This is a genomic window from Aquirufa sp. TARAVU-A1A (genome assembly GCF_054558675.1).
In genome coordinates, this window is the sequence record NZ_JBPXKP010000004.1 from 323,077 (window position 1) to 348,598 (window position 25,522).

The following is a 25,522-nucleotide window of genomic DNA, read 5'->3' on the forward strand; positions in this document are numbered from 1 at the left end:
TTTTAACCAGTACGAACATGACTTCACAAAAACCAACATGGATTCCGCTACTTGTATTAGTAGCCATTGCAGTACTTGCATTATTTACGACTTCTGTTCCGGGCGCAATGCCTACAGAAGGTTTAGACACGGGTGATACAGCCTGGATGATTGTAGCCTCTGGCTTAGTTTTATTAATGACACCAGGGTTAGCTTATTTCTACGGAGGAATGGTTAATCACAAAAATGTGATCTCAACGATGTTACAATCGTTTATTGCAATGGGTGTAATTTCCGTTATTTGGATTGTTTTCGGATTCTCTTTGGCATTCGGCGATTCATTAGGCGGTTGGATTGGTGACCCTAGAACATTTTTCATGTTCAACGGCGTGTTTGACCATAAACTTTCATTGGGATCATCTGACCAATTAAAATTCACTATTCCATTTGCCCTATTTGCATTCTTCCAAATGAAGTTTGCCGTAATCACTCCAGCTTTGATCTCAGGTGCATTAGCAGAACGCATCAACTTCCGTGCTTTTGTTCTATTCATGGTGTTATTCTGTGTAGTTGTTTATGCACCTTTAGCACACTGGACTTGGCATCCAGATGGTTTCTTATTTAATTTAGGCGTTTTGGATTTTGCAGGTGGTACAGTCGTTCACATGTCAGCTGGCTGGGCTGCCTTAGCAGGCGCTTTATACTTACGTCGTCGTAAGTCACACATTGAGTCAAACATTTTGCCTCCAGCTAACATTCCATATGTATTATTAGGTACCGGATTATTGTGGTTCGGATGGTTTGGATTTAACGCAGGTTCTGCCGTAGGAGCCAACGGATTAGCCGTAACAGCTTTCGCAACAACACACGTAGCTGCAGCTGCAGCGGGTTTATCATGGATTTTATTCGATGTAACTCGTGGTAAAAAAGTATCTGCGTTAGGTTTTTGTATTGGTGCTGTGGTTGGTTTAGTAGCTATCACACCTGCATCTGGATTCGTAACAGTTCCAGTAGCTATTTTCATTGGAGTGATTGCGGCAATTGTTTCGAACATTGCGGCACACTGGAGAGCATCTTCTAACCTAGATGATACATTAGACGTATTCCCTTGCCACGGTTTAGGTGGTATGGTAGGTATGTTAATGACAGGTATCTTCGCTACGTCAGCAGTAAATGCAGCTGTTGCTGAACAAGGTTTATTCTACGGAGAAACTGCATTATTCTTAAAACACTTATTAGCCTTGGCTATTGTTTCAGCTTTTGCTTTTGGTTTATCTTATGTTTTATTAATTATCACGGACAAGATCATTCCATTGCGCGTTACAGAAGAAGAAGAAAGATTAGGATTGGACATCTCGCAACACGACGAATCGATTGCAGAATAGTTCACACAGCAGGACCGCAAGTAATGGTTCTTGTGGTTTTGTTTCAATCAGAAAGCCGGCGACTTATAGTTGCTGGCTTTTTTGTTTGATGGACGTTAGACTTTGGACGTTAGACTTTGGACGTTAGACTTTGGACGTTAGACTTTGGACTTTGGACGTTGGACTGTAGAGACTCGATACTTCGCGTCTTTGAGTGAAGAGCGAAGAATGAAGAGTAAGTTGTGAAGCAATAACTTCATCAACGAGTCTTTAAGGAATATTATTTATGCGAACAACTTCAAAGAAATAACAATTCTTACCTAATTAACATAATGCCTAATTTGCAGATAGAAACAAGGAATAAAGTTGACATAAAAGTCCTAGCGAAACTTGCATAACCTTCGGACTAATGACTGACGACTAGCGACTAGCGACTAACATCACTTCCCCCTTCACATCACCAGTTTCAGCAAATGACTTATAACGTACAGGTTGAATTGTATTAATCAACAAAGGATCATAAGGAACAGAGACACGCACATAATTCTCAGAGAAACCTTCCATTTGGCCATTTTCGGATGACTCTTCAAACAATACAAGACCTGTTTTCCCCAACTGTCCTTCATAAAAAGCATGACGCTTCTTATCTGACAAAATGTGGAGCATCTTAGAGCGTTCGGCCTTTTGCATACCATCAACTTTTGGTTTGATGTCAACGGCATAGGTATTTGCCCGTTCTGAATAAGGAAATACGTGCAGATAGGAGATTTCAAGTTCATTTAGAAATTGATAGGTTTCCAAAAACAACTCAGGCGTTTCACCTGGATGCCCTACAATAACATCTACACCTATACAAGCATTGGGCATTACCGAACGAATCAAAGCAACCCGATCTTGGTATAATTCTCGTTGATATCTACGCTTCATCAAACGCAAAACTGCATTTGAACCTGATTGCAGTGGAATATGAAAATGAGGCACAAAGCGTTTAGAAGTAGCCAAAAATGCTATAATTTCTGGCGTCAATAAATTGGGTTCAATACTCGAGATACGAAAACGTTCAATCGCCGATTTTTCTTCGATTGCTTTTACCATATCAAAAAATGTTTCCACCCGTTTACCTTGTTGGATTCCAAAATCTCCAATATTAACACCTGTTAATACAATTTCCTTAACACCATTTGCCGCAATTTCTTCAATCAGCCCTAATACTTTTTCAATTGAATCCGAACGTGATTGTCCGCGAGCTAAAGGAATGGTACAATAGGAGCAAGGGTAATCACAGCCGTCTTGCACTTTCAAGAATGTCCGCGTTCGATCATTCACGCTGTAAGATGCATGATAATCTAAATCATAACGAATTTCAGAAGCGATTAATTTGGGTAAATCTTGAACAGTACGGTCGAGATAGGGGATTATCAATTCAGGCAACTGGAATTTTTCATTTGCCCCAAGTACTAAATCCACCCCTGGAATTGCCGCAATTTCTTCTGGCTTCAATTGGGCATAACAACCGATGATGACTACAGCAGCCGCTGGGTTGATTTTTTTTGCCTCTCGTACTACTTTTTTGCATTTCTTATCGGCCTGTTCTGTCACACTACATGTATTAACAACGAACAAATCCGGATTATCTTGAAATTCAGCTCGCACAAAACCCAATGGTTCTAAAGAGCGGGCAATCGAGCTTGATTCCGCAAAATTCAATTTACAACCGAGTGTATAAAAGGCGACCTTTTTCATTTATCCAATTCAGGACACAAAATAAAACAAAAATGGCGGGAAAACCCGCCATTTTCAATCATAAAGTATATAAATGCAAGATTAAAACAACTTAAACTTTCGCAGTTTTCACCGTTTTGATGATACGAGCTGCTACTTTGTAAGGATCTGCCGCTGAATTTGGACGACGATCTTCTAACCAACCTTTCCATCCTTTTTCAACAGCTGCGATAGGAATACGAATTGAAGCACCACGATCTGAGATTCCATAAGAGAAATCATGAATCGAAGCTGTTTCATGTTTACCTGTTAAACGCATGTGGTTGTCAGCACCGTAAACTTCAATGTGTTCTTTCACAAATGGAGCAAACGATTGACAAATTTTATCATATGCTTCTTTATTTCCAGCTGTACGTAAAGTTGTATTTGAGAAGTTCGCGTGCATGCCTGAACCATTCCAATCCAACTCACCTAAAGGCTTACAGTGCCAGTTAATCGCAACACCATATTTCTCGCCTAAACGCTCCAACAAATAACGACCTAACCAGATTTCGTCACCCGCTTGTTTAGCACCTTTGGCAAACATTTGGAATTCCCACTGACCAGCAGCAACCTCTGCGTTAATACCTTCAATATTCAAACCTGCGTCAATACACAAGTCCATGTGCTCTTCAATAATTTCACGTCCATAGGCATTCTTAGCACCTACTGAACAGTAGTAAGGTCCTTGAGGAGCCGGATAACCGTTTGCTGGAAATCCTAATGGTTTATTAGTTTCTGGATCCCACAAGAAATATTCTTGCTCAAATCCAAACCAGAAATCATTATCATCATCATCAATTGTTGCACGACCATTGGTCTCATGTGGTGTACCATCAGCGTTCAACACTTCACACATAACTAAATAACCATCACGGCGTGCTGGATCTGGACAAACATAAACGGGCTTCAACAAACAATCAGAAGAACCACCTTCAGCTTGCTGTGTAGAAGAACCATCAAAAGACCACATATCTAAGTCCTCTAATTTTCCACTGAAATTGTTCTCGATTTTCGTCTTAGAACGTAAACTCTGTGTTGGCTTGTAGCCATCCAACCAAATGTACTCTAATTTTGATTTAGCCATGATTTTATACTTAAAATGATAATAAAAATACTTTTATGCGAAAACATGATACAAATTTAAACGAGATTTCTAGAAAAACAACAGAAAATTTCACAAAAACGAAGAAATACAAACGAGTATTTGCAAAATCCGCAAAAAATCAAATTAATACCTAAGCAAATACAATTTTAAAAACAGCATAAAACGACTATGTAAATTCAGACATTTTGGTTAGCTTTAATGTTCAATACATCTAGAAAAATTATGGCTATAACTCGATTTAAAGCACTTGAATTAGCTCAAATGCGTGCAGGAACACCTGTAAAATTACCCACAGAGAAAGTTAGTGATTACTATGGCAGTATGACATTCAGCGATGAGGTAATGCGCTCATTATTATCACCTGAAGCCTATTTGAAGATAAATACTGCTATCCAAACAGGATCTAAAATTGATCGTGATGCGGCAGATGAGGTTGCTGCTGCTATGAAATCTTGGGCTATATCGAAAGGAGCTACGCACTATACGCACTGGTTTCAACCCTTAACGGGTACCACCGCAGAGAAACATGATTCGTTTTTCGATATTGATTTAAGCAATGGTAAGGCTGTTGAGAAATTCAAAGGATCAGCATTAGTCCAACAAGAACCTGATGCATCGTCATTCCCGAACGGAGGTATTCGTTCTACATTCGAGGCACGTGGGTATACCGGTTGGGACCCATCTTCTCCAGCATTTATTATGGAGAATGCTGCTGGCACAGCTACTCTTTGTATTCCATCGGTATTTGTGTCGTATACTGGAGAAGCACTTGATTATAAAACACCCTTATTGAAATCCATTGAATTAATTGACAAAGCAGCTACAGCTGTTGTCAAAGAATTCTTTAATCGCGATGTAAGTAAAGTTATTCCTACACTGGGAGCAGAGCAAGAATATTTCTTGGTTGACGAAGCATTATTCAATGCACGTCCTGATTTGGTGATGTCAGGAAGAACAGTGTTTGGTCACGCTCCAGCTAAAGGCCAACAATTAGAAGATCACTATTTTGGATCAATTCCAAATCGTGCGAATGCATTCATGGTAGATTTCGAAATTGAAGCCTTGAAATTGGGTATGCCGGTTCGTACGCGTCATAATGAAGTAGCACCTGCGCAATTTGAGGTGGCGCCAACATTTGAAGAGGCCAACTTAGCTTGCGATCACAACGCGCTGTTGATGGACTTAATGAATAAGGTTGCATCAAAGCATAAATTAAAGGTATTATTTCACGAGAAGCCTTTCGCTGGCATCAATGGATCTGGAAAGCACAATAACTGGGCATTAGCCACAGATACGGGAGTTAACTTATTAGGCCCATCATCAAAGCCAAAAGAAAACTTACGTTTCCTTACGTTCTTTGTAAATACGTTGAAAGCAGTACATGATCGTGCTGATTTATTACGTGCATCGATTGCATCCGCAGGTAATGAACACCGCTTAGGAGCCAATGAAGCTCCACCTGCGATTGTTTCTGCATTCTTGGGTTCGACAATGAGCCAAGTTTTGGATGACTTAGAGAATATGAGTGATATCGATGATATTACCTTAGAAAAAGGAGATAATGTATACCTTAAATTAGGTATCAATAAAATCCCTTCATTGATTCTTGATAATACCGACCGAAATAGAACGTCTCCATTTGCTTTTACAGGAAACAAATTTGAATTCCGTGCTGTTGGATCTTCTGCGAACTCGGCAGCACCTATGACAGTATTGAATACCATCGTTGCGGATCAATTAATCAAATTCCGTAAGGAAGTTGAGGTTATCCTCGAAAAAGGAGTGAAGAAGGAGCTTGCTATCATGGAGGTCTTGAAGCAATATGTGAAAGAATCGAAGAAAATTCGTTTTGAAGGAAATGGATATTCTGATGAATGGGTTGTTGAAGCAGAGAAAAGAGGTTTATCTAATTTAAAAACAACGCCTGAAGCTTTGGCTGTTTACGCAAGACCAGAATCAATCGAATTATTCACAAAACACGGGATTTATTCCAAAGAAGAGATGCACGCGCGTCACGAAATTGAATTAGAAAACTATGTAAAGAAAATTCAGATTGAATCACGTGTCATTGGAGATATGGCAATTAATCACATAGTTTCTACTTCACTAAAATATCAAACGCAATTAGTAGAGAATGTAAAAGGTCAAAAGGAAATCGGTATCGACCCTCAATACTTTGCACCTACCATTGAAATGATTAAGAAAATCTCTGAATACACTTCGACAATCGTTCGTTTACAAAATGAAATGACTGAGGCTCGTAAAGAAGCAAATAATGTAGAGGAGTTGGAAGCTAGAGCAACACTTTATGGAACAAAGGTTAAAGGTTATTTCGAGGAAATTCGCTACGCTGTCGATAAACTTGAATTAATCGTTGACGATGATGAATGGCCATTACCCAAATACCGCGAATTACTATTAATCAAATAATCCTACATGACAACGAACGCAAACCCTGGTTTTTCGAAGGAGGAAATCCAACAATTAAAAGACCAGTGCAAACAGGCTAATAAGCCATTTATCGTTATTGAGGATGACGATTTACCAACAGGGAATGAGAAAGAAATGGTCCACATACAGTTTGTGGGCCAATTCAATAAACAAGAAGTAATTTACGATGCAATCCTTTGCACCTTGCAACTACATTACGCGAGTGCGATTTATGAAGCGGCAGAACAAGAAGCGATTCACCATTTTCCATTGTACGTTCCTATTGAAAATAGAGATGAAACATACGTTGAAAATGAATCGTTGGACGAAGAGGTTGAAGTAATGATTCTTGAAATCATTGATGAATTAGAGGAAAATGATGAAATCAAAGTAAATGAATACATCGAAATCGATGAGGATTTCGAATATGGAATCGGTCTCGAGGTAGCGCTTTATGTACCATCTTTAGAAGATGATGTTATTGAAAAATTCATTTCTGATTTTAATGGCGGAACACTCTCGTTAGATCCGTCTCGTTTTTCATTTCGTTCTGAAGATCCCGAGTAATACATGAGCAAATATGTATTTTTTGCGCCCAACCCGACTAGCATAGGTTTCTTAAATGAAGAAGAATCCTTTCATGCTTGTCGGGTTTTGCGTTTACGAAGTGGTGATGCTATTCGCATTTTGGATGGAGTAGGAGGGCTTTATGAAGCAGTTATTGATTCAATCGATTCAAAAAAAACAAGCTTTGTAAAACTCCAATTAATTGAAAAACAAGAAAAACCAGCTTTTCAGATTCATTTGTATGTAGCCCCAACCAAGCAAATGGAACGCATGGAGTGGATGGTTGAGAAATGTTGTGAATTTGGCATTCATACAATCGGTTTTTTCGTTTCCAAAAACTCTGAGCGCAAAGAAATGAAATTGAATCGCTTAGAGAAAATTGCCATCGCTGCATTAAAGCAATCGAAAAACTTGTTTTTACCCAAAATTCAGGCTTTAGCACCTCTAAAGCAAGTCATGGATACGATTAAATTAGGCGCTGATGATCAAGCATTATTTGCACATATTAGCGATCCTCCTGTACCAACTTTAGGAAAACAAATTGGTTTAAATAAGTCTTACTATCTGTTCATCGGCCCAGAAGGGGATTTTTCAAGCGAGGAAACTACCAACATGTTGAAGAATAATTTTACTCCATTTAGTCTTGGCAAAGCTATCCTTCGAACGGAGACAGCTTGTATTGCAACGACTCATGCCATTCACCTTGCACACGAGTAATTTAGAAACTGATTAAAATCAGAAAAGTATTCGGTTGAATTGCGCAAAGTGGAGATTTTCATGTGTAAATTTGTGGCTTGAAACTTTAATTAAAATTTATGCAATTAGTACTTCCCGCATTTGTTATTCACTGGTACGTATCATTATTTAGTCAGACCTTCTTTTTACATCGATATTCAGCTCATAAAATGTTTTTGATGAGTAAGTTTTGGGAGAAATTCTTTTATTTCTTAACCTATTTATCGCAAGGTTCATCTTTCTTAAGCCCACGTGCCTATGCGATTTTACACCGTATGCACCATGCATTTTCAGATACTCCGAAAGATCCGCATTCTCCCATGTTTTCAAGCAATGTTTTCACAATGATGTGGAAAACAAAAGACATTTATAATGCAGTATTAAATCGTAAGCAAAAAGTAGAAGAGCGCTTCGAGCATGATTACCCAGTATCTAAAACCATTGAACGCATTGGCGATTCTTGGATTTCACGTATTGGTTGGGGTGTTGCCTATGCATCTTTATACATTGTAGCTTTTGTTTACTTTGACATGCATTGGGCATTTTTCTTTCTATTACCAGTTCATTTCTTAATGGGACCAGTACATGGAGCGATTGTCAATTGGTCAGGCCACAAATATGGTTATCAAAATTATGACAACCACGATCACTCAAGAAATTCATTGGTATTTGATGTAGTTATGATGGGTGAGTTGTTCCAAAACAATCACCATAAATTACCCAATCGCGTGAATTTTGCGACTAAATGGTTTGAATTTGACCCTACGTATCCATTAATCAAATTATTAACTTGGTTACGTATTATTCGTCCAAACGTAAAAGATCCCAATGCTAAATTCTAGCATTCAGCAAAAAAGGCTTTCGAAATGATAGCCTTTTTTCGTTTATAGATCTAATTCAATTTGAAAACGCTCCAAGTAATCAGAAACACGTTTGACAAAACCACCACCTAATGATCCATCAACGACACGGTGATCATAGGAATGCGAGATGAACATCTTTTGACGAATAGCAATTTGATCTTCGCCATTCGGCCCTGTGATGACTGCAGGTTTCTTTTCAATCACCCCAAATGCCATAATCGCAACTTGTGGCTGAACGATGATGGGAGTGCCCATCAAATTACCAAAACCGCCGATATTCGAGATTGTATAAGTTCCTCCCTCTAAATCGGCAGGTGTCAACTTGTTTTTTCGTGCACGATTCGATAAATCATTAACCTTTTTCGTCAATTCCACTAAAGACAATTCGTCTACATTATGAATAACAGGCACGATTAAATTACCATTGGGTAGAGCAACTGCCATACCTATATTAATTTGCTTATGCTGCACGATGTAATTCCCCTCCACAGAAATATTAATCCCAGGAAAATCCTTAATCGCCTGCGCAGTGGCCATAAATAAGAGCGGTGTATAAGTAATGGGCTCTTTATATTTCTCCAAAAACTTCGCCTTATTTTGCTCACGCCATTGTACCAAAGCGGTAATATCAGCTTCTAAAAAAGATGTAACATGGGGAGAAATACGTTTTGAATCCGACATACGTTCAGAAATCATCTTCCGCATGCGATCCATTTCAATTACCTCGTCACCAGGCAAACGCAATCCTGGACCCTGACTCAAGGTTCCCGAGGCAACCATACGTTTAGAATTACGTACAGCAATGTAATTCAAGACGTCTTTCTTGGTCACTCGACCATCCATACCTGAACCACGAATTTCACTTAATTCCCGTTGAGACACTTTCTCTTGTTGGCATATCTGCTTAATCAACGGCGAAACCCACGGATTAGACTTATCAGTGCTCGTGTCGATGTTTTGACCTAAACTTAAGTCGGTCAATGCCGCCAACTCAGGTTCGGGGTGAAAAACATCGGATGCTTCAAATGACTTTTTCTCAACAGGCACATCATCGTTGGCATCAATGATGCAGATGGCTTTTCCAATAGTAGCCACTTGACCTACAGGAATGAGAATCTGTTTCAAATATCCTGCCACTGGCGATGGAACTTCTGTATCGATTTTATCAGTCGCAACCTCTAGAATAAATTCATCTGCTTCCACGTAATCCCCTGGTTGTTTCAACCAGTTTAATACGGTAGCTTCCATGATACTTTCCCCCATTTTGGGCATGATGATTTCTGTGATTGCCATATTTTATTCTGCCAAATCGTTTAATAAATATCTACGCAGCAAATTAATTGCTGTTAAAGAACTCAAATGTATGTTTTGAATGCGTGTACCTCCCTGCGTTAATTTGCGGGCAATTACACCATTCGGATGAGCCAACGCAATCCATATCGTACCCACAGGTTTTTCTTCTGTGCCTCCATCAGGTCCTGCAATCCCCGAAGTTGCTAGCGCATAGGTCGTACCTAAATGCTTCCGCGCGCCAGCTGCCATGGCCATTACACAAGTATCGCTAACGGCTCCAACAGAATCCAATATTGCTTGAGAAACACCCAATTGCTTCACTTTTACATCATTCGCATAACTGATAATCCCCCCTTGAAAATAAGCGGAACTTCCTGCATGCTGAGTGAATTGATGCGCTAAATAGCCTCCTGTACAACTCTCAGCAACAGCCAATGTAGCTTGTTGGTCTACGAGCAACTGACCTACAACACTCGCAAACTCATCTTTTTCTCGGCCAAAAATATAGCTTTTGATTAGGGGCATCACCTTTTCAAACTCAACATCGATATCAGCATGTAATTGAGCTTTATCTTGCCCAAAGCCAGTAAGACGAAGTTTGACTATTCCCAAAGAAGGCAAATAAGCTAATTTCAAATGGGAGGGTAATTGTAACTCCCAAACCTGAATTAAATCAGATAGATAGGATTCACCAATCCCAACTACTTTTCTAATTTGATGAACAATGACAGGAAGTTTAAAATGCGTGGTTATGCGCGGTAAAACCTCCGTTTCCATGATGGCTTTCATTTCGAAAGGAACGCCCGGCATAGAAACCCATATCGTATCTTGTTCGTTGAACCACATTGCTGGCGCAGTTCCTTGTTTATTGGGAATGAAGGTGCATTTTGTGGGTAAAAGCGCTTGATCGCGATTAATATCACTTAGTTCACGCCCTCTTTTGGCAAAGAAATCCGTCACATCTTGCAAAGCCTCAGGATGATAGGCGAGGGGGCAATTGAAAAAATCAGCTAAGATTTTTTTCGTTAAATCATCTTTCGTGGGTCCAAGACCACCCGTAATAAATACAATATCGGCACGCTTTTGCGCTTCTTGTAGAATTTGAACAATCGCGTCTCGTTGGTCACCTACGGAAGACTTCCGCACGGTTTTGATACCTATTTTATCGAGTTCCAAGCTGATCCATTGGGTATTCGTATCAAGGATTTGACCGTAGAGAATCTCATCGCCAATGGTAATTATTTCTGCTCGAACCATTTAGTTTTCTTACTTTTGTACGAAAATACGATTTAATTCGTTTGGAAACACACGGATGAATCGAAAAACAAATAGCCCCCATGAAACATTCTGAAATCAATTTCAAAATACAATTAGACGCCAATAGCATTCCTGAACAAATTTCTTGGTCAGCAACGGATAATCCCAACGAAGGAATCGAGGAAACGAAGGCAATTTTAGTAGCTACATGGGATCCTTACCACAAGGGTACGTTAACCTTACCTTTATGGACAAAAGACATGGAGGTTTTAGATATGAAACGATTCTTCATTGAAATTATGGGAACAGTAGGCGATGCCGCATTACAAGCGACAGGAGATTCTGAATTTGCACTCGAAGTGGAACAAGTGTGTAAAAAACTATCCCAAAACTTAAAGAAAGAAATTACAGCGGCCTCAAAAGGCCAATAATCCAAGCGCATGCGTTCAATCAAATTCATTGTATTCTTATCCTTTCTTGCTTCAAGCGGATTTGCACAAAAAGGAATTAACTTCCTGAAATCAAGCAATTTAAATACAGCCATTGCAACTGCAAAACAACAAAATAAATTATTGTTTGTGGAAGTTTATGCGCCTGATTGCCACATTTGCAATTCGTTTAAAGGTACGTTTGCCCAACCGCAAGTAGGGACATTTTACAACACGAATTTTGTCAATTACCAGTTAGATATTCGTAAACCTGAAAGCCAACGAATTCTCCAACAGTTGAAGGTAATCATCAATGCTACGCCGACATTCTTATTTTTTGAACCTAAAACGATGAAACTCGTTCAGGCAAAAGCCTTTGGGGAACGTGAAAATTCGATATTGAATGTGAATAGTATTGCTCAGAAAGCTGCAAACCCGGCAGAACAAGCCAGTAATTTTGCCACAAAATTCAAGTCGGGCGACCGAGGATTTGCATTTCTATTAAACTATGCACAATATGCTCGTTTGACAGCTGATACGGCAACGAACATCAAGGTTGTGAATGAGTTAGTTAAAGTAATGCCTACGAATCAATATGTCAGTCAGAGCGCTTTGAACATCATTCAAATGGTGATGATGAACAATAACAATGCCTTATTTGATTATTTCGTCGGGCATTTAGCACAGTATAATCGTATCGCAGATCCGGGTTTGGTTAAAATGATTTATGAAAATGTGTTTCAAATTGTAATGACAAGCTCACAGATCAATAAACTATCTAGTGCAGATCTCAAACGCATGAAAGACCAAATGGCTAAATGCGAGATCGATAAAGGATCCATTATTAGAAGAACGTGGATGGCGGAGAGCACACTCTTATTTAAGCAAAAGAAGGCGATGGCGGCGATTAAGGTTATCGAAAACCTAATCAATGAATTACCAAGCGCTCCAGGCCCAAAAGAATATCAGTATCTCTGTGATTTTGTCAAATCAAAGACGAAAGATAAGGCAGCACTCAAATTCGCACAGACGAATTGGTGTAAATTTGGCCTAAAATAATTAGCGAAGGAAAGCGCGATACAGCATAACCAAAACACAAAACAAAAACATCAAGATCGAGATTTTGTTAATCGTGTGCATCGTACGAATGTTGAAGTTGGTAGGTGCACCAGGTTTAGGCTTTTGAAACACACGAATAAAGTATGTGAAAACTTCGCCAACTTTGAATTGTTCTTTTAATCTGCTCATAATTTTATTCGTTTATAGACGGTTCACGCCAGTCTCCGTTTTCTTTAATCAAGGAAATTAATTCATCCACAGCTGAATCCGCTGGGACTGACTTTTTAACAACTTCTTGCCCTTTGTACAGGGCAATCTTATCTTTTCCAATTCCTACATAACCATAATCAGCATCAGCCATTTCACCGGGTCCATTCACAATACAACCCATGATACCAATTTTTATACCTTTCAGGTGATCTGTTACTTGGCGTATCTTTGCTGTCGTTTCTTGTAAATCAAATAAAGTACGACCGCAAGATGGGCAGGAGATGTATTCTGTTTTGGAAATTCGAACCCGACTCGCTTGTAATATGCCAAAGGCTGTTGCATTTAATAAGGCATTTTTATCTTGCATGTAAGGCATAGATAACATAATTCCATCACCGAATCCATCTATCAACAATCCCCCTGCATCCGTAGGAGCAAACAATTGTAATTGATTATCATCTACGTTGGGATAAGCGATTTTAATAACAACAGGAACCTGTATATTTCGTTGAACAAGTTCAAAAAATCCACGCCGCATGGCTGCCATTTGATGCGGGTTACTGCTATGTAAGACCAACACAACATTAGTCAATCCATCAAATTGGACATTAGCTAATTCCTCTGCTTCGATTGAGACGAAATTTAATTCGGAATGACGTGCAATCGCTGAATTCCATTCCTCCATCGTAAATAAGGGATAAACTTGCGGATTCCCATTCCACGATTCAGAATTAACGATTTGCTTTAATCCATTCGGCAACATAAAATCAACCGAATGTTTACCCGTGTAGATGTAGTCTGCACCCAAATCATTCATTGCCCATTTGTCGGGCTCAGGAAGATAAAAATGACCTATAGCCTTCAAATCATCCATTTGGATGCGAGTCATTTGAGAAAAATCTGCAATGACGCGAGGAACTTGATGCCCCCCAAAATTCACTAATTCATTTGACTTTCTGCGCTCATGTGCAAATGGATTAATCGGAGATGCAAAAGGTTTCTCCACAACAACTGGCTCAATAGGTGAACTTTGTGAAGCTCTGAATTCATAGCGACGAACCAACTCTTGGGCAACTGGAATTTCAAATTCAGGATCTTCCGTCAAGGATACACGAATCGTATCACCTAAGCCATCTTCCAATAAGGTTCCAATACCGACCGCCGATTTTATACGGCCATCTTCGCCTTCACCCGCTTCCGTCACACCTAAATGCATGGGATAGGACTTAAAACCACCATCCCCTAATTTTTTACTCAGCAAACGATAGGCTTCTACCATGACTTGCGTATTCGATGATTTCATCGAAAGAACAATGTTCGAATACTTTTCATCCTCACAAATACGCAAAAATTCCAAAGCCGATTCGACCATCCCGAGCGGAGTATCGCCATAGCGACTTAAAATACGATCCGATAATGATCCATGATTAGTTCCGATACGCATTGCCGTTCCATATTCTTTGCAAATTTTCACCAAAGGCAAAAATTTATCACGAATCCGGTCTAACTCCGCCTGATAAGAAACATCCGTATAATCAATGGTTTCAAAGCGTTTTTTGTCCGCGTAGTTTCCTGGGTTAATCCGTACTTTTTCCACAATCCTAGCCGCTAATTCGGCTGCATTGGGTGTAAAATGTATATCTGCAACCAGGGGAGTTGTATAACCTCTTTCACGTAGACCTTTACGAATATTCTCTAAATTTTGTGCCTCTTTAACGGATGGAGCCGTAATTCGAACTAACTCACAACCTGCATCGATCATACGAATGGATTGATCGATGGAACCTTGGGTGTCCATTGTGTCAACCGTAGTCATGGATTGAATCCGAATGGGGAAATCTGATCCCATGTACAAATCACCAATTTGAACAGGTATTGTTTCCCGCCGTTGATAAGACCAAAGGGAGGGAGCATACTGATTGCCATCGGCAATTAAATGAGCATTCGGAGAATCAATGAGTCGAGTCATAAAACAAAATTACAAAGAAAAGCCCCATCTACCAATGGAAAGATGGGGCTGCTTCCAACTTATCTTTCTATTACCAAGAACTCTTTTTATGCCCAATTGTTGCATAAAAAAGGATAAATAAATAGCAAGGAATCATAATCACATAAGCTAACTGTGTATCACCTAAACGATCAGCAATCGAACCGTAAACCAATGGAACTAAAGCTCCACCTGAAATCATCATAATAATGAGCGCAGAACCTATTTTCGTGAATTTACCTAAGCCCTGAATGGCTAATGGCCATAATGCTGGCCACATCAAAGCATTCGCAATTCCCAACAAAGCGATCGATAAAACCGATAAATAACCATCTAAGACAACGGCACCGATAGAAAACAATATTCCCAAAATAGCCGAGTAATTCAAGGCTTTTTGTTGGCTTAAATACTTGGGAATAAACAAGATACCTACGACGTATCCAGCCAACATGCCATATAGCGTGTAGCTTGTGAATGATTTGGCAACATCCATACTAAATCCCTTGGAAACACCATAATTGATAATGGTATCACCCGCCATCACTTCCACTCCCACATAAAGGAAAAAGGCGATAAGACCCAGCACTAAATTCGGATAAGCCCAAACACTCGATTTAGAAGCTAAGGCTTCCTCTGCCGACTCCTCTGCCTCTACCTCGGGCAAACTGGATAAGCGAACCCATAAAGCTAAGGCAACCAGAATAACCGTCATGATTCCGTAAGGCATAATAACCGTTGCTAGGTTAGCCGGTCCGGCAGCGGAGGATAATAATAATCCTCCAAAAATTACTTGGCTTAATATCCCAGCCACTTTATTACAAATACCCATCACGGAAATCCGTTGCGCGGCTGATTCTGATGGCCCCAAAATGGTTACATAAGGATTCGATGCTGTTTGTAGAAGTGCCAAACCCGTACCAATCACAAAAAGTCCTAATAAAAACAAAGGATAGTTTTCAGCTTTCGCTGCTGGAATGAATAATAAGGTACCCACTGCCATGGCCAAAAGACCGAATGACATTCCATTTTTAAAACCCGTTTTAGCTAAAACCCAAGAAGATGGGATTGCCATAACGAAATAGGAAATAAAGAATGCCGATGTAACGAGTAAAGATTGAAAGTTATTCAATTGAAATGCCTCCTTAAAAAAAGCAATTAAAACGGAATTGACCCAAGTCACAAAACCGAATACAAAAAAGAGTATTCCGATCATGATTAAAGGGCCATTGGATTGTTTCGTGTTAGTCATAGGTTTAGTATTGATCGTTTAAAGCAAAAATTGGTTTGTTTGTTTTCCATTTTCCACGAGTGAAATCTGGTATTTGAATAGGAGCGGAGCCCTTCGCAATCGACTCTTCGGAGAGTGGAGATATCGCCGACCAGGCAGCGGCATCATACACATCGATCGGTGGTGCAACTTTTGCCTTCACAGACTCGATAAAAGCTCTTAACACAAAATAGTCAATTCCTCCATGTCCCGCATTTTCTGCGTCGGCAGCGTGCGCTTTCCATAATGGGTGGTCGTATTTTTCTTGGTAAGGTTTGAAATCCTTCCAGCGATGTGGTTTTGCGGAAACTCCTTCCAAGTAAATGGATTTATTATCATCCATCCAAATACCTTTGGTTCCTTGCACGCGGAAACCTAAGGAATAAGGTCGAGGTAAATTCGTATCATGCGTAATTAAAATGGTTTCTCCATTATGACACTTAATCATGGTTTGGACCACATCTCCACATTTGAAGTTGACCTTCGCATTCGGATGATCTTTACCCCCTTTTTCCTCGATATATTGATGTAATCCCATCGCTGGAGAAGCCATCGACGTCAAATAGGCAAATTGATTTCCTCGGTTAATGTTTAACATTTCTGCAACAGGTCCTAAGCCATGCGTAGGATATAAATCTCCATTTCGATCGATGGAATGTTGGGTACGCCATTTGGCCTCAGAAAAACCTTTCTCCCCAAATTCCACACCACCACCATAGGCTTGTTTGCCATCATTAAATTTCACTTCACGTAAATCGTGCTGATATCCACATTGTACATGAGAAAGAGATCCAAACATACCTTGACGAACCATATTGAGGGTTGCCATTACATCCCGACGGTAACATACGTTTTCCAGAATCATACAATGTGACCCTGTTTTTTCGTACATATTGACTAAATCCCAAGATTCTTGCAAGGTTACCGTTGCAGAAACCTCCACACCCGCATATTTACCTTGTTTCATAACTTCCAAAGCCATAGGCACATGCCATTCCCATGGCGTTGCAATCACAACACCATCGATATCAGCACGTTTTGCTAGGTTTTCAAAATCATGATCTCCTTTCTGATAAGCAACAGCAGGTTTACGCCCATTGTCGGCAATCATCTTTTGCGCTATTTGAATCGCCTGAGGATCAATATCACAAATAGCAACCACTTCAACATCGTCACGATACAAGGCCATTTCTAAATGATTTCTTCCACGCAGCCCGACGCCGATGAAACCTAATCGTACTTTCGTTTGTTCTACATCTTGTGAATGACCTAAATGGGGCAAGATTGCTGCTCCGGAGGAATAGATGAGTGATTTAGCGATAAAATTTCTTCGCTTCATAAGTCTGATTAAATAGGTTATTAGTTGTTGAAATTGAAATTTAATGAAATTACTCTTGTAAATTTACACGTTTAAGAAAAAAATGAGCGAGCAACCTAAAGTAAGTATATTCCGGAAAGAACATTTCAACGCTGCCCATCGGTTACATAATGCCGCTTGGAGTGATGAAAAAAACAAAGAAATATTCGGTTTATGCAACAATCCGAACTATCACGGACATAATTATGAATTAATTATTCAAGTTACTGGAACAATTAATCCAGAAACGGGTTATGTCATTGATACGAAGGTTTTGTCAGATTTAGTACAACGTGAAGTTTGTAAGAAATTTGATCATCGAAATTTAAATTTAGATGTACCTGAGTTCGCTAATTTAAATCCAACAGCAGAAAACATTGCTATTGTAATTTATAATAAGTTAAGACCCAATATTGCCACTGAATTAGATATTAAAATCAAATTGTATGAAACAGAAAGAAATTTCGTTGAATTCCCTGCTAATTGATACAGACCGTTTCTTGTTGACCGACGAAGAAATAGGAGACAATCACGTAGCCACCTCGATCGAAACACCGATGAGGGAGGATGCCTTTGTTCTTTCTGATGCAGAAAAGATTGCTAAAATTGAATCCCACTTCCGTGAGATCATGTTGACCTTAGGCTTAGACTTAACGGATGATTCTCTTCGCGGTACGCCTAAGCGTGTTGCCAAAATGTACGTGGAAGAAATATTTAGTGGATTAAATCCTGCCAATGAGCCTCAGATTGCCTTGTTTGAAAATAAATTTGGCTACAATGAAATGCTAATCGAGAAAAACATCAGTTTTTATTCGAATTGCGAACATCACTTCGTACCTATCGTGGGACGTACGCACATTGCATACATTTCTTCGGGGCAGGTGATTGGCTTATCTAAATTAAATCGGATCGTACAATATTTTGCTAAACGACCTCAAGTTCAAGAGCGTTTAACAATGCAAATTGCAAAATACTTGCAAAAGGTATTGAAGACCGAGCACGTTGCGGTATTCATCGACGCAAAACACTTATGTGTTTCTTCGCGCGGTGTTAAAGATGATGCAACATCTACAATTACTTCCTACTACGGTGGAAAGTTCCAGGAAGAAACAACCAAGCGTGAGTTTTTAGATTCACTTCATAGCTAATAAACGTGGGAAAATATATCATTGTAGGCGCAAGCCATGGAATTGGTGAAGCTACTGCAGCGAAACTTATCAGTGAAGGACATCAAGTTATCAACATCGCTCGGACTGCAAATTCAGCCTGTGAGGAGAATTACACGTGGGATGCTAGATCCGACGATGCTTTACCAACTATAGAGGGCAGCGTTTCGGGTATCGTTTATAGCCCAGGGAGCATTGTATTAAAACCCTTTCACCGTTTAAGTCAAGAGGATTTCAAAGCTGATTTCCAACTCAATGTTTTGGGCGCCATCAAAACCATTCAAACCTATTTACCCAATCTTAAACTGAATGGAGGCGGATCAATCGTCATGTACAGTACAGTTGCTGTTCAGACAGGTATGGGCTTTCATGCGTCCATTGCAAGTTCGAAAGGAGCAATTGAAGGATTAACACGCTCATTGGCTGCTGAATTAGCAAGCCAACAAATTCGTGTGAATGCAATCGCACCATCCTTAACGAACACACCCTTGGCTTCAGGCTTATTAAATAGTCCAGAAAAGATTGAAGCGGGAGGAAAACGTCATCCATTAGGTCGGGTAGGAGAGTCGAGCGACGTCGCAAACTTAACAGCCTTTTTATTAGCCCCTGAAAACACTTGGATTACAGGTCAAATTATCGGCGTTGATGGAGGAATGGGTAGCTTAAAACCAGCTTAAAGCTCGTTGAAGTGCTTTTGATTCATGGCCATGTTTTTGGCAGTCCATTCAATTTTCTTAGAAAATTCCATTGTACGAATCGGGCAATCTGCTATTTCACAATGTGAACAACAGGCATCTAGACATGGGTCTACATGTACGAAAATCTCTATTTCTGTAGGTAAGACACGCCCCATGGTCACTTCGAAGTCATGGATTTCATCATGCACTCGGCTCAAATCCCAATAGCGCGGCAGGGTCAAATGGCAATCAATGTGTAAATCACCACCATATTGTTGAATTCGTAAATTGTGTAGATCAATCCAAGTGGCTTTTTGATGTTGGGTAATCCAATCAATCACCTTATTAAACACGGCTGGATTTGTCTCGTCCATCAAGGCCGCAACCGATTCTCGAATCAGTCGGATACCTTGCCAACACATCAACAGGGCAAATACAATGGAAGCCACCGCATCTACCCAAATCCATTGGGTAAAAAAAGTAATACCTAAAGCAAGAACGATTAAAAGGCCATTGTAAGCGTCTAAAGTCAAATGTTTCCCATCAGCAATAAGCGCTGGTGAATGAGAAGATTTACCTACACGCACTAAATAAAAACCTATTAGGCCATTCATTAAAGCAGACCCTAAGGAAACATACATGCCTAGATCTAAGCGCGTTAATGCGGGTGTGGAAATTAAATGTTGGGATGCATGTAAAAATATGTAAGCAGATGCCAATAAAATAAGTACACCTTCTAAACCAGAGGCAAAAAATTCAATTTTACCATGTCCATAAGGGTGGTTTAAATCGCGGGGTAAGGAAGCTAGATAGACGGAATAATAGGCAAAGGCTGCTGCCACCACATTGATGATGGATTCTAAAGCATCTGTTAATATAGCTGTGGATCCACTCAAGTAATAGGCATAAAACTTCGCTGCCATGATGAGCAAACTCAATACAAACGAAAAAATAATAAGCCTTTGTTTCATGCGCGTAAAATCTTAACAAAGATAGTATTTTTGTTGGATGGAACAGGAAGCAAACCCTTGGAAAACAATACAAATCAGTACGCCATACGAAAACGATTGGATCCGTGTAGAGCATCATGATGTCATTAAACCGAATGGCGAACCTGGAATTTATGGTAAAGTACATTTCAAAAATCAAGCGATTGCCATTTTACCTATCGACGACGAAGGAAACACATATTTAGTTGGCCAATATCGCTACACCATCAATGCCTATTCCTGGGAGTTACCGGAAGGTGGGTGCCAAAATGAATCACCCTTAAATGCGGCGAAACGTGAACTCAAAGAAGAAACGGGGTTAATGGCGTCACAATGGACTCTATTAGGAGAAAATTATTTGTCGAATTCGGTAACGGATGAAAAAGCGATCATGTTTTTGGCGACCAACTTACAATTCACTGAATCAGAACCAGAAGACACGGAACAATTGCAAATAAAAAAAATCCCCGTTCAAGATGCCATCCGAATGGCACTCAACGGGGAAATAAAGGATGTATTATCGATTTCGACTTTATTAACCTATGCTTTAAAGGTCCCAGGATTGCATCTCCTTTAATTCATCGTAGTCGGTTAGATCGTATTTGATTGGAACGATACTGACATAATTTTCCTCCAAAGCGTCTAAGTCAGTATTATTGCCTTTATCAAAATGCTCGATATCACCGTCCATCCAATAGTAAGATTGGCCATAAGGGTCTTTGCGTTCAGCAAAACGTTCTCGATATACCGCATCGGCTTGCTTTACTACTTTAATTCCTTTAGGTGCGACATTTGATTTAGCAGGGAAGTTTACATTTAATGTCAATCCTTTGGGTAAACCATGCACTAACACTTGTTGGCTTATCTTAATAATATAATCATGGCAATGGCTAAAATCTGCATCCGATTTGAAATCGCATAATGAAAAACCAATTGCCGGAATGCCCTCCATGGCTGCTTCAATGGCAGCCGACATCGTTCCAGAATACAAAACAGATATAGAAGCATTAGAACCATGGTTGATTCCAGATACAACTAAATCGATGTTTCGATCTTTTAAAATCAAGTGCTTTCCTATTTTCACGCAATCTGCTGGGGTGCCTGAACATTTATAAGACTTGACGTTCGGTCCAAAATCATGCGTTTCAGTCACACGCAAAGGAACACCCATGGTGATGGCGTGGCCCATGCCCGACTGATGTGTATCGGGTGCGATTACGACTACTTCACCCATTTCTGACATAATTTCGGTTAAGACCCGAATTCCTTTGGAAGAAATAGAATCATCGTTGGCAATTAAAATAAGTGGCTTCATAGATTGTATATTTGTAAGCAATTTACAAATTTGAACGCACAAATTTAGCCTATGCAATTCCGAAAAGCCGACATTTCCGATATTCCTGTGATCCAACAAATCGCTGAAAAAGCTTGGCGCCCAACCTACGGTCATATTTTATCTGAGGAACAGACCTTGTACATGTTGGACATGATGTATTCGAGTGAAGTGCTAAAGAAACAAATGAATTCTTCGATAGCCTTTTATTTGGTAGTTGATGCACAGCAACCTCTCGGTTATTTTTCATTTGAAATAACGGAACCCGATCGAATGAAATTGCATAAAATCTATTTGGATCCTGACCAAAAATCAAAAGGTACAGGCAGGCAAATCATTGAGTTTGTAAAACAGCATGCCGTACAGGCAGGAGTGAAGCATGTTGAATTAAATGTAAACAAATACAATTCAGCGGTTCAATTTTATGAAAAACTAGGTTTCATTCGGGCCAAAGAAATGGTTTTAGACATCGGGAATGGCTATGTGATGGATGATTATGTTATGCAATTGAATTTAGCGCCAACTCAATAAGCGCTTGAATTTGAGCTTCTGGATTGCTTGAAAATTCATGTGTAATTCGGTTAGCTAAAATCGCATTCAATGAAATCATGTCATGTCCCATGGATGAAGCAAATGCATAATAAGCTGCCGTTTCCATTTCGATATTGGTTATTAAATTTCCCTGAAATGGCTGTGCGGAAACATCCTGCAAGAAATTGGGTAACAAAGATTTCATTCGAACAGTTCTGCCTTGTGGAGCATAAAAACCTGGTGCTGTGAGCGTATAGCCATGAAATGGGATAGTAGCGAATTTATTCAGAAGTTTTGAACTCGCTTTGGCGCCATAAAGTGGGATTGGATAATGAATTAAATTTCCCCATTGGGTTAATACATCAGCTTCCAACATATTTTCACCCGTAAAGCCATAAAACTGTGCTAAATTATCAAATCCAATCGCAGCATCGGAAACCAAGAACGAATCAACGGGTATACTTGCTTGAATACTTCCTGAAGTACCAATCCGAATAAATTCTAAGGTTTTTTTTGTCGCTTTTTCAAGACGCGTTTCAAAATCGATGTTGACGAGTGCATCTAATTCATTCAAAACAATTTCAACATTATCCGCACCAATACCAGAAGAAATGACACCGATTCGTTTGCCTTTTAATTCTCCAAAATGACTCACAAACTCCCTCTTATGTATTTTCGCATCGATTCGATCAAAATACTGGGATACTTTAGGTACACGATCTGGATCTCCAACTAATATAATTTGATCAGTCACTTGATCTGGCCGAATAGCCAAATGATAAGAACTCCCGTCGGGATTAATAATTAAGTCGGTGGGTGAGAAATAGGTCATTCGCGAAATTATCGATAATTTTCGATTTCATATCCTTCACATGAATTGTAACAAAAAAGAAATACACAAAAAGCTCATGGAGCAATTGGAAGTCCAGATTCAACAAGCCAAACACGATTGGGGTCTTGCAAAAGAATCACGGGACTCAGATACGAAAAGTAGTGCAGGAGATAAGTATGAAACGGGACGTGAAATGATGCAACGCGAAATGGATAAATTGAGCGCGAGCGTGGATATGTCCCAACAACAACTATTGAAATTAAAAGTCTTGGATCCACTTAAATCCACTGATTTTGTTACACAAGGCTCCTTAATCGAGACAAATTTTGAAATCTATTACATGGCCATTGGGATGGGGTCGATGCAGATCGCTTCAGAAACCATCTATGTTATTTCACCCGAATCACCCCTAGGAGCCTTATTGATGGGAAAAAGGGTAGGAGATACTGTCGAATTACGAGGTCGTCAAATAAACATTAAACTACTATCATGAAAAATGCACATTACCTTTATTTAGTCCTTTCAATCATAGGTGGATCAATCACGGCCTATTATGTATTTATCGGCATGCAAGCGAACCATGGTCAATTTGATGTAATGAATTTCATCCAAAGTACATGGACATCAAATCCATATGCCAAAAGTTTGACCTTCGATTTTTGGACAGGTGCCATCGCAGGGACTTTATTTATGTTGGTGGAAGGTATTCGAATTAAAATGAAATACCTTTACCTATATTTAGCCGCTACCGTTTTAATTGGGTTTGCATTTGCTTTTCCCTTTTTTCTATTCGTTAGACATCGACAATTAGCTTAAAATTATGGAAGAATACATCAATACATTTCCTGAAGCCACACAGAAAATCTTGCGCGAGGTGCGTGATGCAATTCGTTCAGTCGTACCGGAAGGTACCGAGGAAACGATGGCCTATGGGATGCCTACGTTTAAATACAAGAAGAATTTAGTTCACTTTGCTGCGTGGAATAATCACTTGGGATTTTATCCGACACCAAAACCATTAGTCGTTTTTCAAGAACGATTAAATGCCTATGAGGGATCCAAAGGGGCAGTTAAGTTCCCTTATCATTTACCCATGCCAATTGAATTAATCAAGGATATCACACGTTTTCGTGTGGAAGAAGTCAGTAAATAAAAATGGCTCAAGATTGAGCCATTTTTTTCTTTTCGATTTTTTCATTTCTACCAAAGGATTTAAAACCTAGTTCCGGCGAGTAACCCACCGAGTTTTTAGAATAATATCCCTTTTCGTTGTAAGGACGTTTGCGAGGATGTTTTTTGCATTCCTTAGAACAAGCTCCTTCCATTTCCTTTAGGCAAGTTGGACAAATTGCTAAATGCTCATTGCATTCCGGATTTGCACAATTGACCATGTGATCAGAGCGTTCATTACACACATGGCATTTGGAAATCACCTCTGGATTCACTGAATTAACCGGAGTTGCCACGCGATTATCGAATACATAACATGATCCATCAAAATCCTCTCCGCCTTCTTCTAGGCCATATTTGATGATTCCACCGTGTAATTGATAGACATTTTCAAATCCTTGATCCAATAAATAGGCTGAGGCCTTTTCACACTTGATACCACCCGTACAATAGGTAATGACCTTTTTACCTTTTAGGTGTTCGATTTCTTGCACGTGATTCGGCAAATCGCGCAGGTTTTCCATGTCAAAGGTGTAAGCACCTTTAAAACGACCTAATTCATGTTCATAATTGGAACGCATGTCTACCAAAACGACATCGGGATCGTTTTTCAACATTTCCTTGAATTCTTTAGGTTTGAGGTGTTTACCTGTTTTCACTCGAGGGTCAACAGGAAGGTCTGAGTGCACGATTTCTGCTTTCACGCGAACATGAAGTTTATTGAACGTGTGAGTTTCGGAAGATTCAACTTTGAAATCAAAATCGGTACCTGCAAAAATGGGATCCTGTTCTAACCAAGACATGTAAGCATCACAGTCGGCTTTCAATCCCGAAACAGTACCATTTAAACCTTCGGCAGCCACGATGACACGGCCAAGCAGATTGTTTTCGATGCAAAAAAGGTGATGTTTGACACGATACTCCTCAGGATTAGGAATAGGAGTATAGTTATAGTAAAGTAATACACTGTAAGGCTTCATCTTCAACATGATTTACAGATTAAACAAAAAATTTCGTGACGATGGGGAGATTCGAACTCCCATACCTAAAGCGGCACTACCACCTCAAAGTAGCGTGTCTACCAATTTCACCACATCGCCAAAAACGGTTAGTAAAATTACCAAATATTTACTTACTTGCCAACAATTCAATCATATCA

27 protein-coding genes and 1 tRNA gene are annotated in these 25,522 nt (G+C 39.6%); 15 read left to right on the top strand and 13 right to left on the bottom strand.

Annotation, left to right across the window (positions count from 1 at the left end):
• Positions 1-17: 17 nt before the first annotated feature.
• On the top strand, positions 18-1,364 hold the full coding sequence (locus tag V7S75_RS07710) for an ammonium transporter (RefSeq protein ID WP_459512807.1): 1,347 nt from the start codon (positions 18-20) through the stop codon (positions 1,362-1,364).
• A gap of 399 nt (positions 1,365-1,763) precedes the next feature.
• Here V7S75_RS07710 and mtaB read toward each other — a convergent pair whose 3' ends face one another.
• Positions 1,764-3,086 (bottom strand): tRNA (N(6)-L-threonylcarbamoyladenosine(37)-C(2))-methylthiotransferase MtaB, encoded by a 1,323-nt coding sequence (gene mtaB, locus V7S75_RS07715; protein WP_459512809.1) that lies wholly within the window; start codon positions 3,084-3,086, stop codon positions 1,764-1,766.
• Between the two features lie 91 nt (positions 3,087-3,177).
• Entirely contained in the window at positions 3,178-4,191 is a 1,014-nt protein-coding gene (locus tag V7S75_RS07720; protein ID WP_459512811.1) for a glutamine synthetase beta-grasp domain-containing protein, read from the bottom strand.
• Between the two features lie 243 nt (positions 4,192-4,434).
• On the opposite strand from V7S75_RS07720, the gene V7S75_RS07725 reads away from it, so the two are divergent.
• The 4 genes from V7S75_RS07725 (at position 4,435) to V7S75_RS07740 (ending at position 8,786) form a co-directional block, all read left to right on the top strand.
• On the top strand, positions 4,435-6,642 hold the full coding sequence (locus tag V7S75_RS07725; RefSeq protein WP_459512813.1) for a glutamine synthetase III family protein: 2,208 nt from the start codon (positions 4,435-4,437) through the stop codon (positions 6,640-6,642).
• Positions 6,643-6,648: 6 nt separating this feature from the next.
• Positions 6,649-7,209, top strand: a complete 561-nt coding sequence (locus V7S75_RS07730; RefSeq protein ID WP_459512815.1) for a hypothetical protein — start codon at positions 6,649-6,651, stop codon at positions 7,207-7,209.
• A 3-nt stretch (positions 7,210-7,212) separates the two neighbouring features.
• On the top strand, positions 7,213-7,926 hold the full coding sequence (locus V7S75_RS07735; protein WP_459512817.1) for an RsmE family RNA methyltransferase: 714 nt from the start codon (positions 7,213-7,215) through the stop codon (positions 7,924-7,926).
• 98 nt (positions 7,927-8,024) lie between these two features.
• Positions 8,025-8,786: an acyl-CoA desaturase gene (locus V7S75_RS07740; RefSeq protein WP_459512819.1), complete on the top strand. Its 762-nt coding sequence runs from the start codon at positions 8,025-8,027 to the stop codon at positions 8,784-8,786.
• Between the two features lie 42 nt (positions 8,787-8,828).
• Here V7S75_RS07740 and V7S75_RS07745 read toward each other — a convergent pair whose 3' ends face one another.
• Both V7S75_RS07745 and V7S75_RS07750 read right to left on the bottom strand, forming a co-directional pair.
• Positions 8,829-10,100: a dihydrolipoamide acetyltransferase family protein gene (locus V7S75_RS07745; RefSeq protein WP_459512821.1), complete on the bottom strand. Its 1,272-nt coding sequence runs from the start codon at positions 10,098-10,100 to the stop codon at positions 8,829-8,831.
• Positions 10,101-10,103: 3 nt separating this feature from the next.
• The gene (locus V7S75_RS07750) at positions 10,104-11,357 is read right to left on the bottom strand and encodes a competence/damage-inducible protein A (RefSeq protein ID WP_459512823.1); all 1,254 of its coding nucleotides are present in this window, start codon (positions 11,355-11,357) and stop codon (positions 10,104-10,106) included.
• Between the two features lie 80 nt (positions 11,358-11,437).
• On the opposite strand from V7S75_RS07750, the gene gldC reads away from it, so the two are divergent.
• Entirely contained in the window at positions 11,438-11,788 is a 351-nt protein-coding gene (gene gldC, locus V7S75_RS07755) for a gliding motility protein GldC (protein ID WP_459512825.1), read from the top strand.
• A 9-nt stretch (positions 11,789-11,797) separates the two neighbouring features.
• The gene (locus tag V7S75_RS07760) at positions 11,798-12,844 is read left to right on the top strand and encodes a thioredoxin family protein (RefSeq protein ID WP_459512827.1); all 1,047 of its coding nucleotides are present in this window, start codon (positions 11,798-11,800) and stop codon (positions 12,842-12,844) included.
• On the opposite strand, the gene V7S75_RS07765 is transcribed toward V7S75_RS07760, so the two are convergent.
• The 4 genes from V7S75_RS07765 to V7S75_RS07780 all read right to left on the bottom strand — a co-directional run bounded on the left by V7S75_RS07765 (position 12,845) and on the right by V7S75_RS07780 (position 17,647).
• Positions 12,845-13,033, bottom strand: coding sequence for a DUF6728 family protein (locus V7S75_RS07765; protein WP_459512828.1), 189 nt, complete (start codon positions 13,031-13,033; stop codon positions 12,845-12,847). It abuts the gene before it with no gap.
• Between the two features lie 4 nt (positions 13,034-13,037).
• Positions 13,038-15,023: a (E)-4-hydroxy-3-methylbut-2-enyl-diphosphate synthase gene (gene ispG / locus V7S75_RS07770; RefSeq protein WP_459512830.1), complete on the bottom strand. Its 1,986-nt coding sequence runs from the start codon at positions 15,021-15,023 to the stop codon at positions 13,038-13,040.
• Between the two features lie 70 nt (positions 15,024-15,093).
• Positions 15,094-16,290 (bottom strand): sugar MFS transporter, encoded by a 1,197-nt coding sequence (locus tag V7S75_RS07775; protein WP_459512831.1) that lies wholly within the window; start codon positions 16,288-16,290, stop codon positions 15,094-15,096.
• Positions 16,291-16,294: 4 nt separating this feature from the next.
• Positions 16,295-17,647 carry a Gfo/Idh/MocA family protein gene (locus V7S75_RS07780; RefSeq protein WP_459512832.1) on the bottom strand — a complete coding sequence of 451 codons (1,353 nt, stop codon included), beginning with the start codon at positions 17,645-17,647 and terminating at the stop codon, positions 16,295-16,297.
• Between the two features lie 82 nt (positions 17,648-17,729).
• On the opposite strand from V7S75_RS07780, the gene V7S75_RS07785 reads away from it, so the two are divergent.
• The 3 genes from V7S75_RS07785 to V7S75_RS07795 are packed head-to-tail and all read left to right on the top strand — an operon-like array spanning position 17,730 to position 19,508.
• On the top strand, positions 17,730-18,152 hold the full coding sequence (locus tag V7S75_RS07785; RefSeq protein WP_459512834.1) for a 6-pyruvoyl trahydropterin synthase family protein: 423 nt from the start codon (positions 17,730-17,732) through the stop codon (positions 18,150-18,152).
• Positions 18,112-18,813: a GTP cyclohydrolase I FolE gene (gene folE / locus V7S75_RS07790; RefSeq protein WP_459512836.1), complete on the top strand. Its 702-nt coding sequence runs from the start codon at positions 18,112-18,114 to the stop codon at positions 18,811-18,813. Before V7S75_RS07785 ends, folE begins: the two co-directional genes overlap by 41 nt.
• 5 nt (positions 18,814-18,818) lie before the next feature.
• Positions 18,819-19,508, top strand: a complete 690-nt coding sequence (locus V7S75_RS07795; RefSeq protein WP_459512838.1) for an SDR family NAD(P)-dependent oxidoreductase — start codon at positions 18,819-18,821, stop codon at positions 19,506-19,508.
• Here V7S75_RS07795 and V7S75_RS07800 read toward each other — a convergent pair.
• A complete protein-coding gene (locus tag V7S75_RS07800; RefSeq protein ID WP_459512839.1) occupies positions 19,505-20,479 on the bottom strand; it encodes a cation diffusion facilitator family transporter in 975 nt (324 codons plus the stop codon). The genes V7S75_RS07795 and V7S75_RS07800 overlap by 4 nt on opposite strands.
• A 37-nt stretch (positions 20,480-20,516) precedes the next feature.
• On the opposite strand from V7S75_RS07800, the gene V7S75_RS07805 reads away from it, so the two are divergent.
• Positions 20,517-21,074 carry an NUDIX domain-containing protein gene (locus V7S75_RS07805; protein WP_459512841.1) on the top strand — a complete coding sequence of 186 codons (558 nt, stop codon included), beginning with the start codon at positions 20,517-20,519 and terminating at the stop codon, positions 21,072-21,074.
• On the opposite strand, the gene surE is transcribed toward V7S75_RS07805, so the two are convergent.
• Positions 21,045-21,812: a 5'/3'-nucleotidase SurE gene (surE, locus tag V7S75_RS07810; protein ID WP_459512843.1), complete on the bottom strand. Its 768-nt coding sequence runs from the start codon at positions 21,810-21,812 to the stop codon at positions 21,045-21,047. The two genes, V7S75_RS07805 and surE, sit on opposite strands and share 30 nt — an antisense overlap.
• A gap of 51 nt (positions 21,813-21,863) precedes the next feature.
• On the opposite strand from surE, the gene V7S75_RS07815 reads away from it, so the two are divergent.
• The gene (locus tag V7S75_RS07815; protein ID WP_459512844.1) at positions 21,864-22,361 is read left to right on the top strand and encodes a GNAT family N-acetyltransferase; all 498 of its coding nucleotides are present in this window, start codon (positions 21,864-21,866) and stop codon (positions 22,359-22,361) included.
• Here the strand turns inward: V7S75_RS07815 and V7S75_RS07820 are convergent.
• On the bottom strand, positions 22,330-23,193 hold the full coding sequence (locus V7S75_RS07820; RefSeq protein ID WP_459512846.1) for a nucleoside phosphorylase: 864 nt from the start codon (positions 23,191-23,193) through the stop codon (positions 22,330-22,332). The two genes, V7S75_RS07815 and V7S75_RS07820, sit on opposite strands and share 32 nt — an antisense overlap.
• A gap of 40 nt (positions 23,194-23,233) precedes the next feature.
• Between V7S75_RS07820 and V7S75_RS07825 the strand changes: the two genes are divergently transcribed.
• From V7S75_RS07825 to V7S75_RS07835, 3 genes are read left to right on the top strand one after another with little or no spacing between them, the layout of a single operon-like run.
• Positions 23,234-23,686, top strand: a complete 453-nt coding sequence (locus V7S75_RS07825; RefSeq protein ID WP_459512848.1) for a GreA/GreB family elongation factor — start codon at positions 23,234-23,236, stop codon at positions 23,684-23,686.
• A complete protein-coding gene (locus V7S75_RS07830) occupies positions 23,683-24,009 on the top strand; it encodes a DUF2834 domain-containing protein (protein WP_459512850.1) in 327 nt (108 codons plus the stop codon). The genes V7S75_RS07825 and V7S75_RS07830 overlap by 4 nt, the downstream gene beginning before the upstream one ends.
• A gap of 4 nt (positions 24,010-24,013) precedes the next feature.
• The gene (locus tag V7S75_RS07835; protein ID WP_459512851.1) at positions 24,014-24,346 is read left to right on the top strand and encodes an iron chaperone; all 333 of its coding nucleotides are present in this window, start codon (positions 24,014-24,016) and stop codon (positions 24,344-24,346) included.
• A 7-nt stretch (positions 24,347-24,353) separates the two neighbouring features.
• Here the strand turns inward: V7S75_RS07835 and trhO are convergent, their stop codons facing one another.
• On the bottom strand, positions 24,354-25,343 hold the full coding sequence (trhO, locus tag V7S75_RS07840; RefSeq protein ID WP_459512898.1) for an oxygen-dependent tRNA uridine(34) hydroxylase TrhO: 990 nt from the start codon (positions 25,341-25,343) through the stop codon (positions 24,354-24,356).
• A 36-nt stretch (positions 25,344-25,379) separates the two neighbouring features.
• Positions 25,380-25,463, bottom strand: a tRNA-Leu gene (locus V7S75_RS07845).
• Positions 25,464-25,522 lie beyond the last annotated feature (59 nt).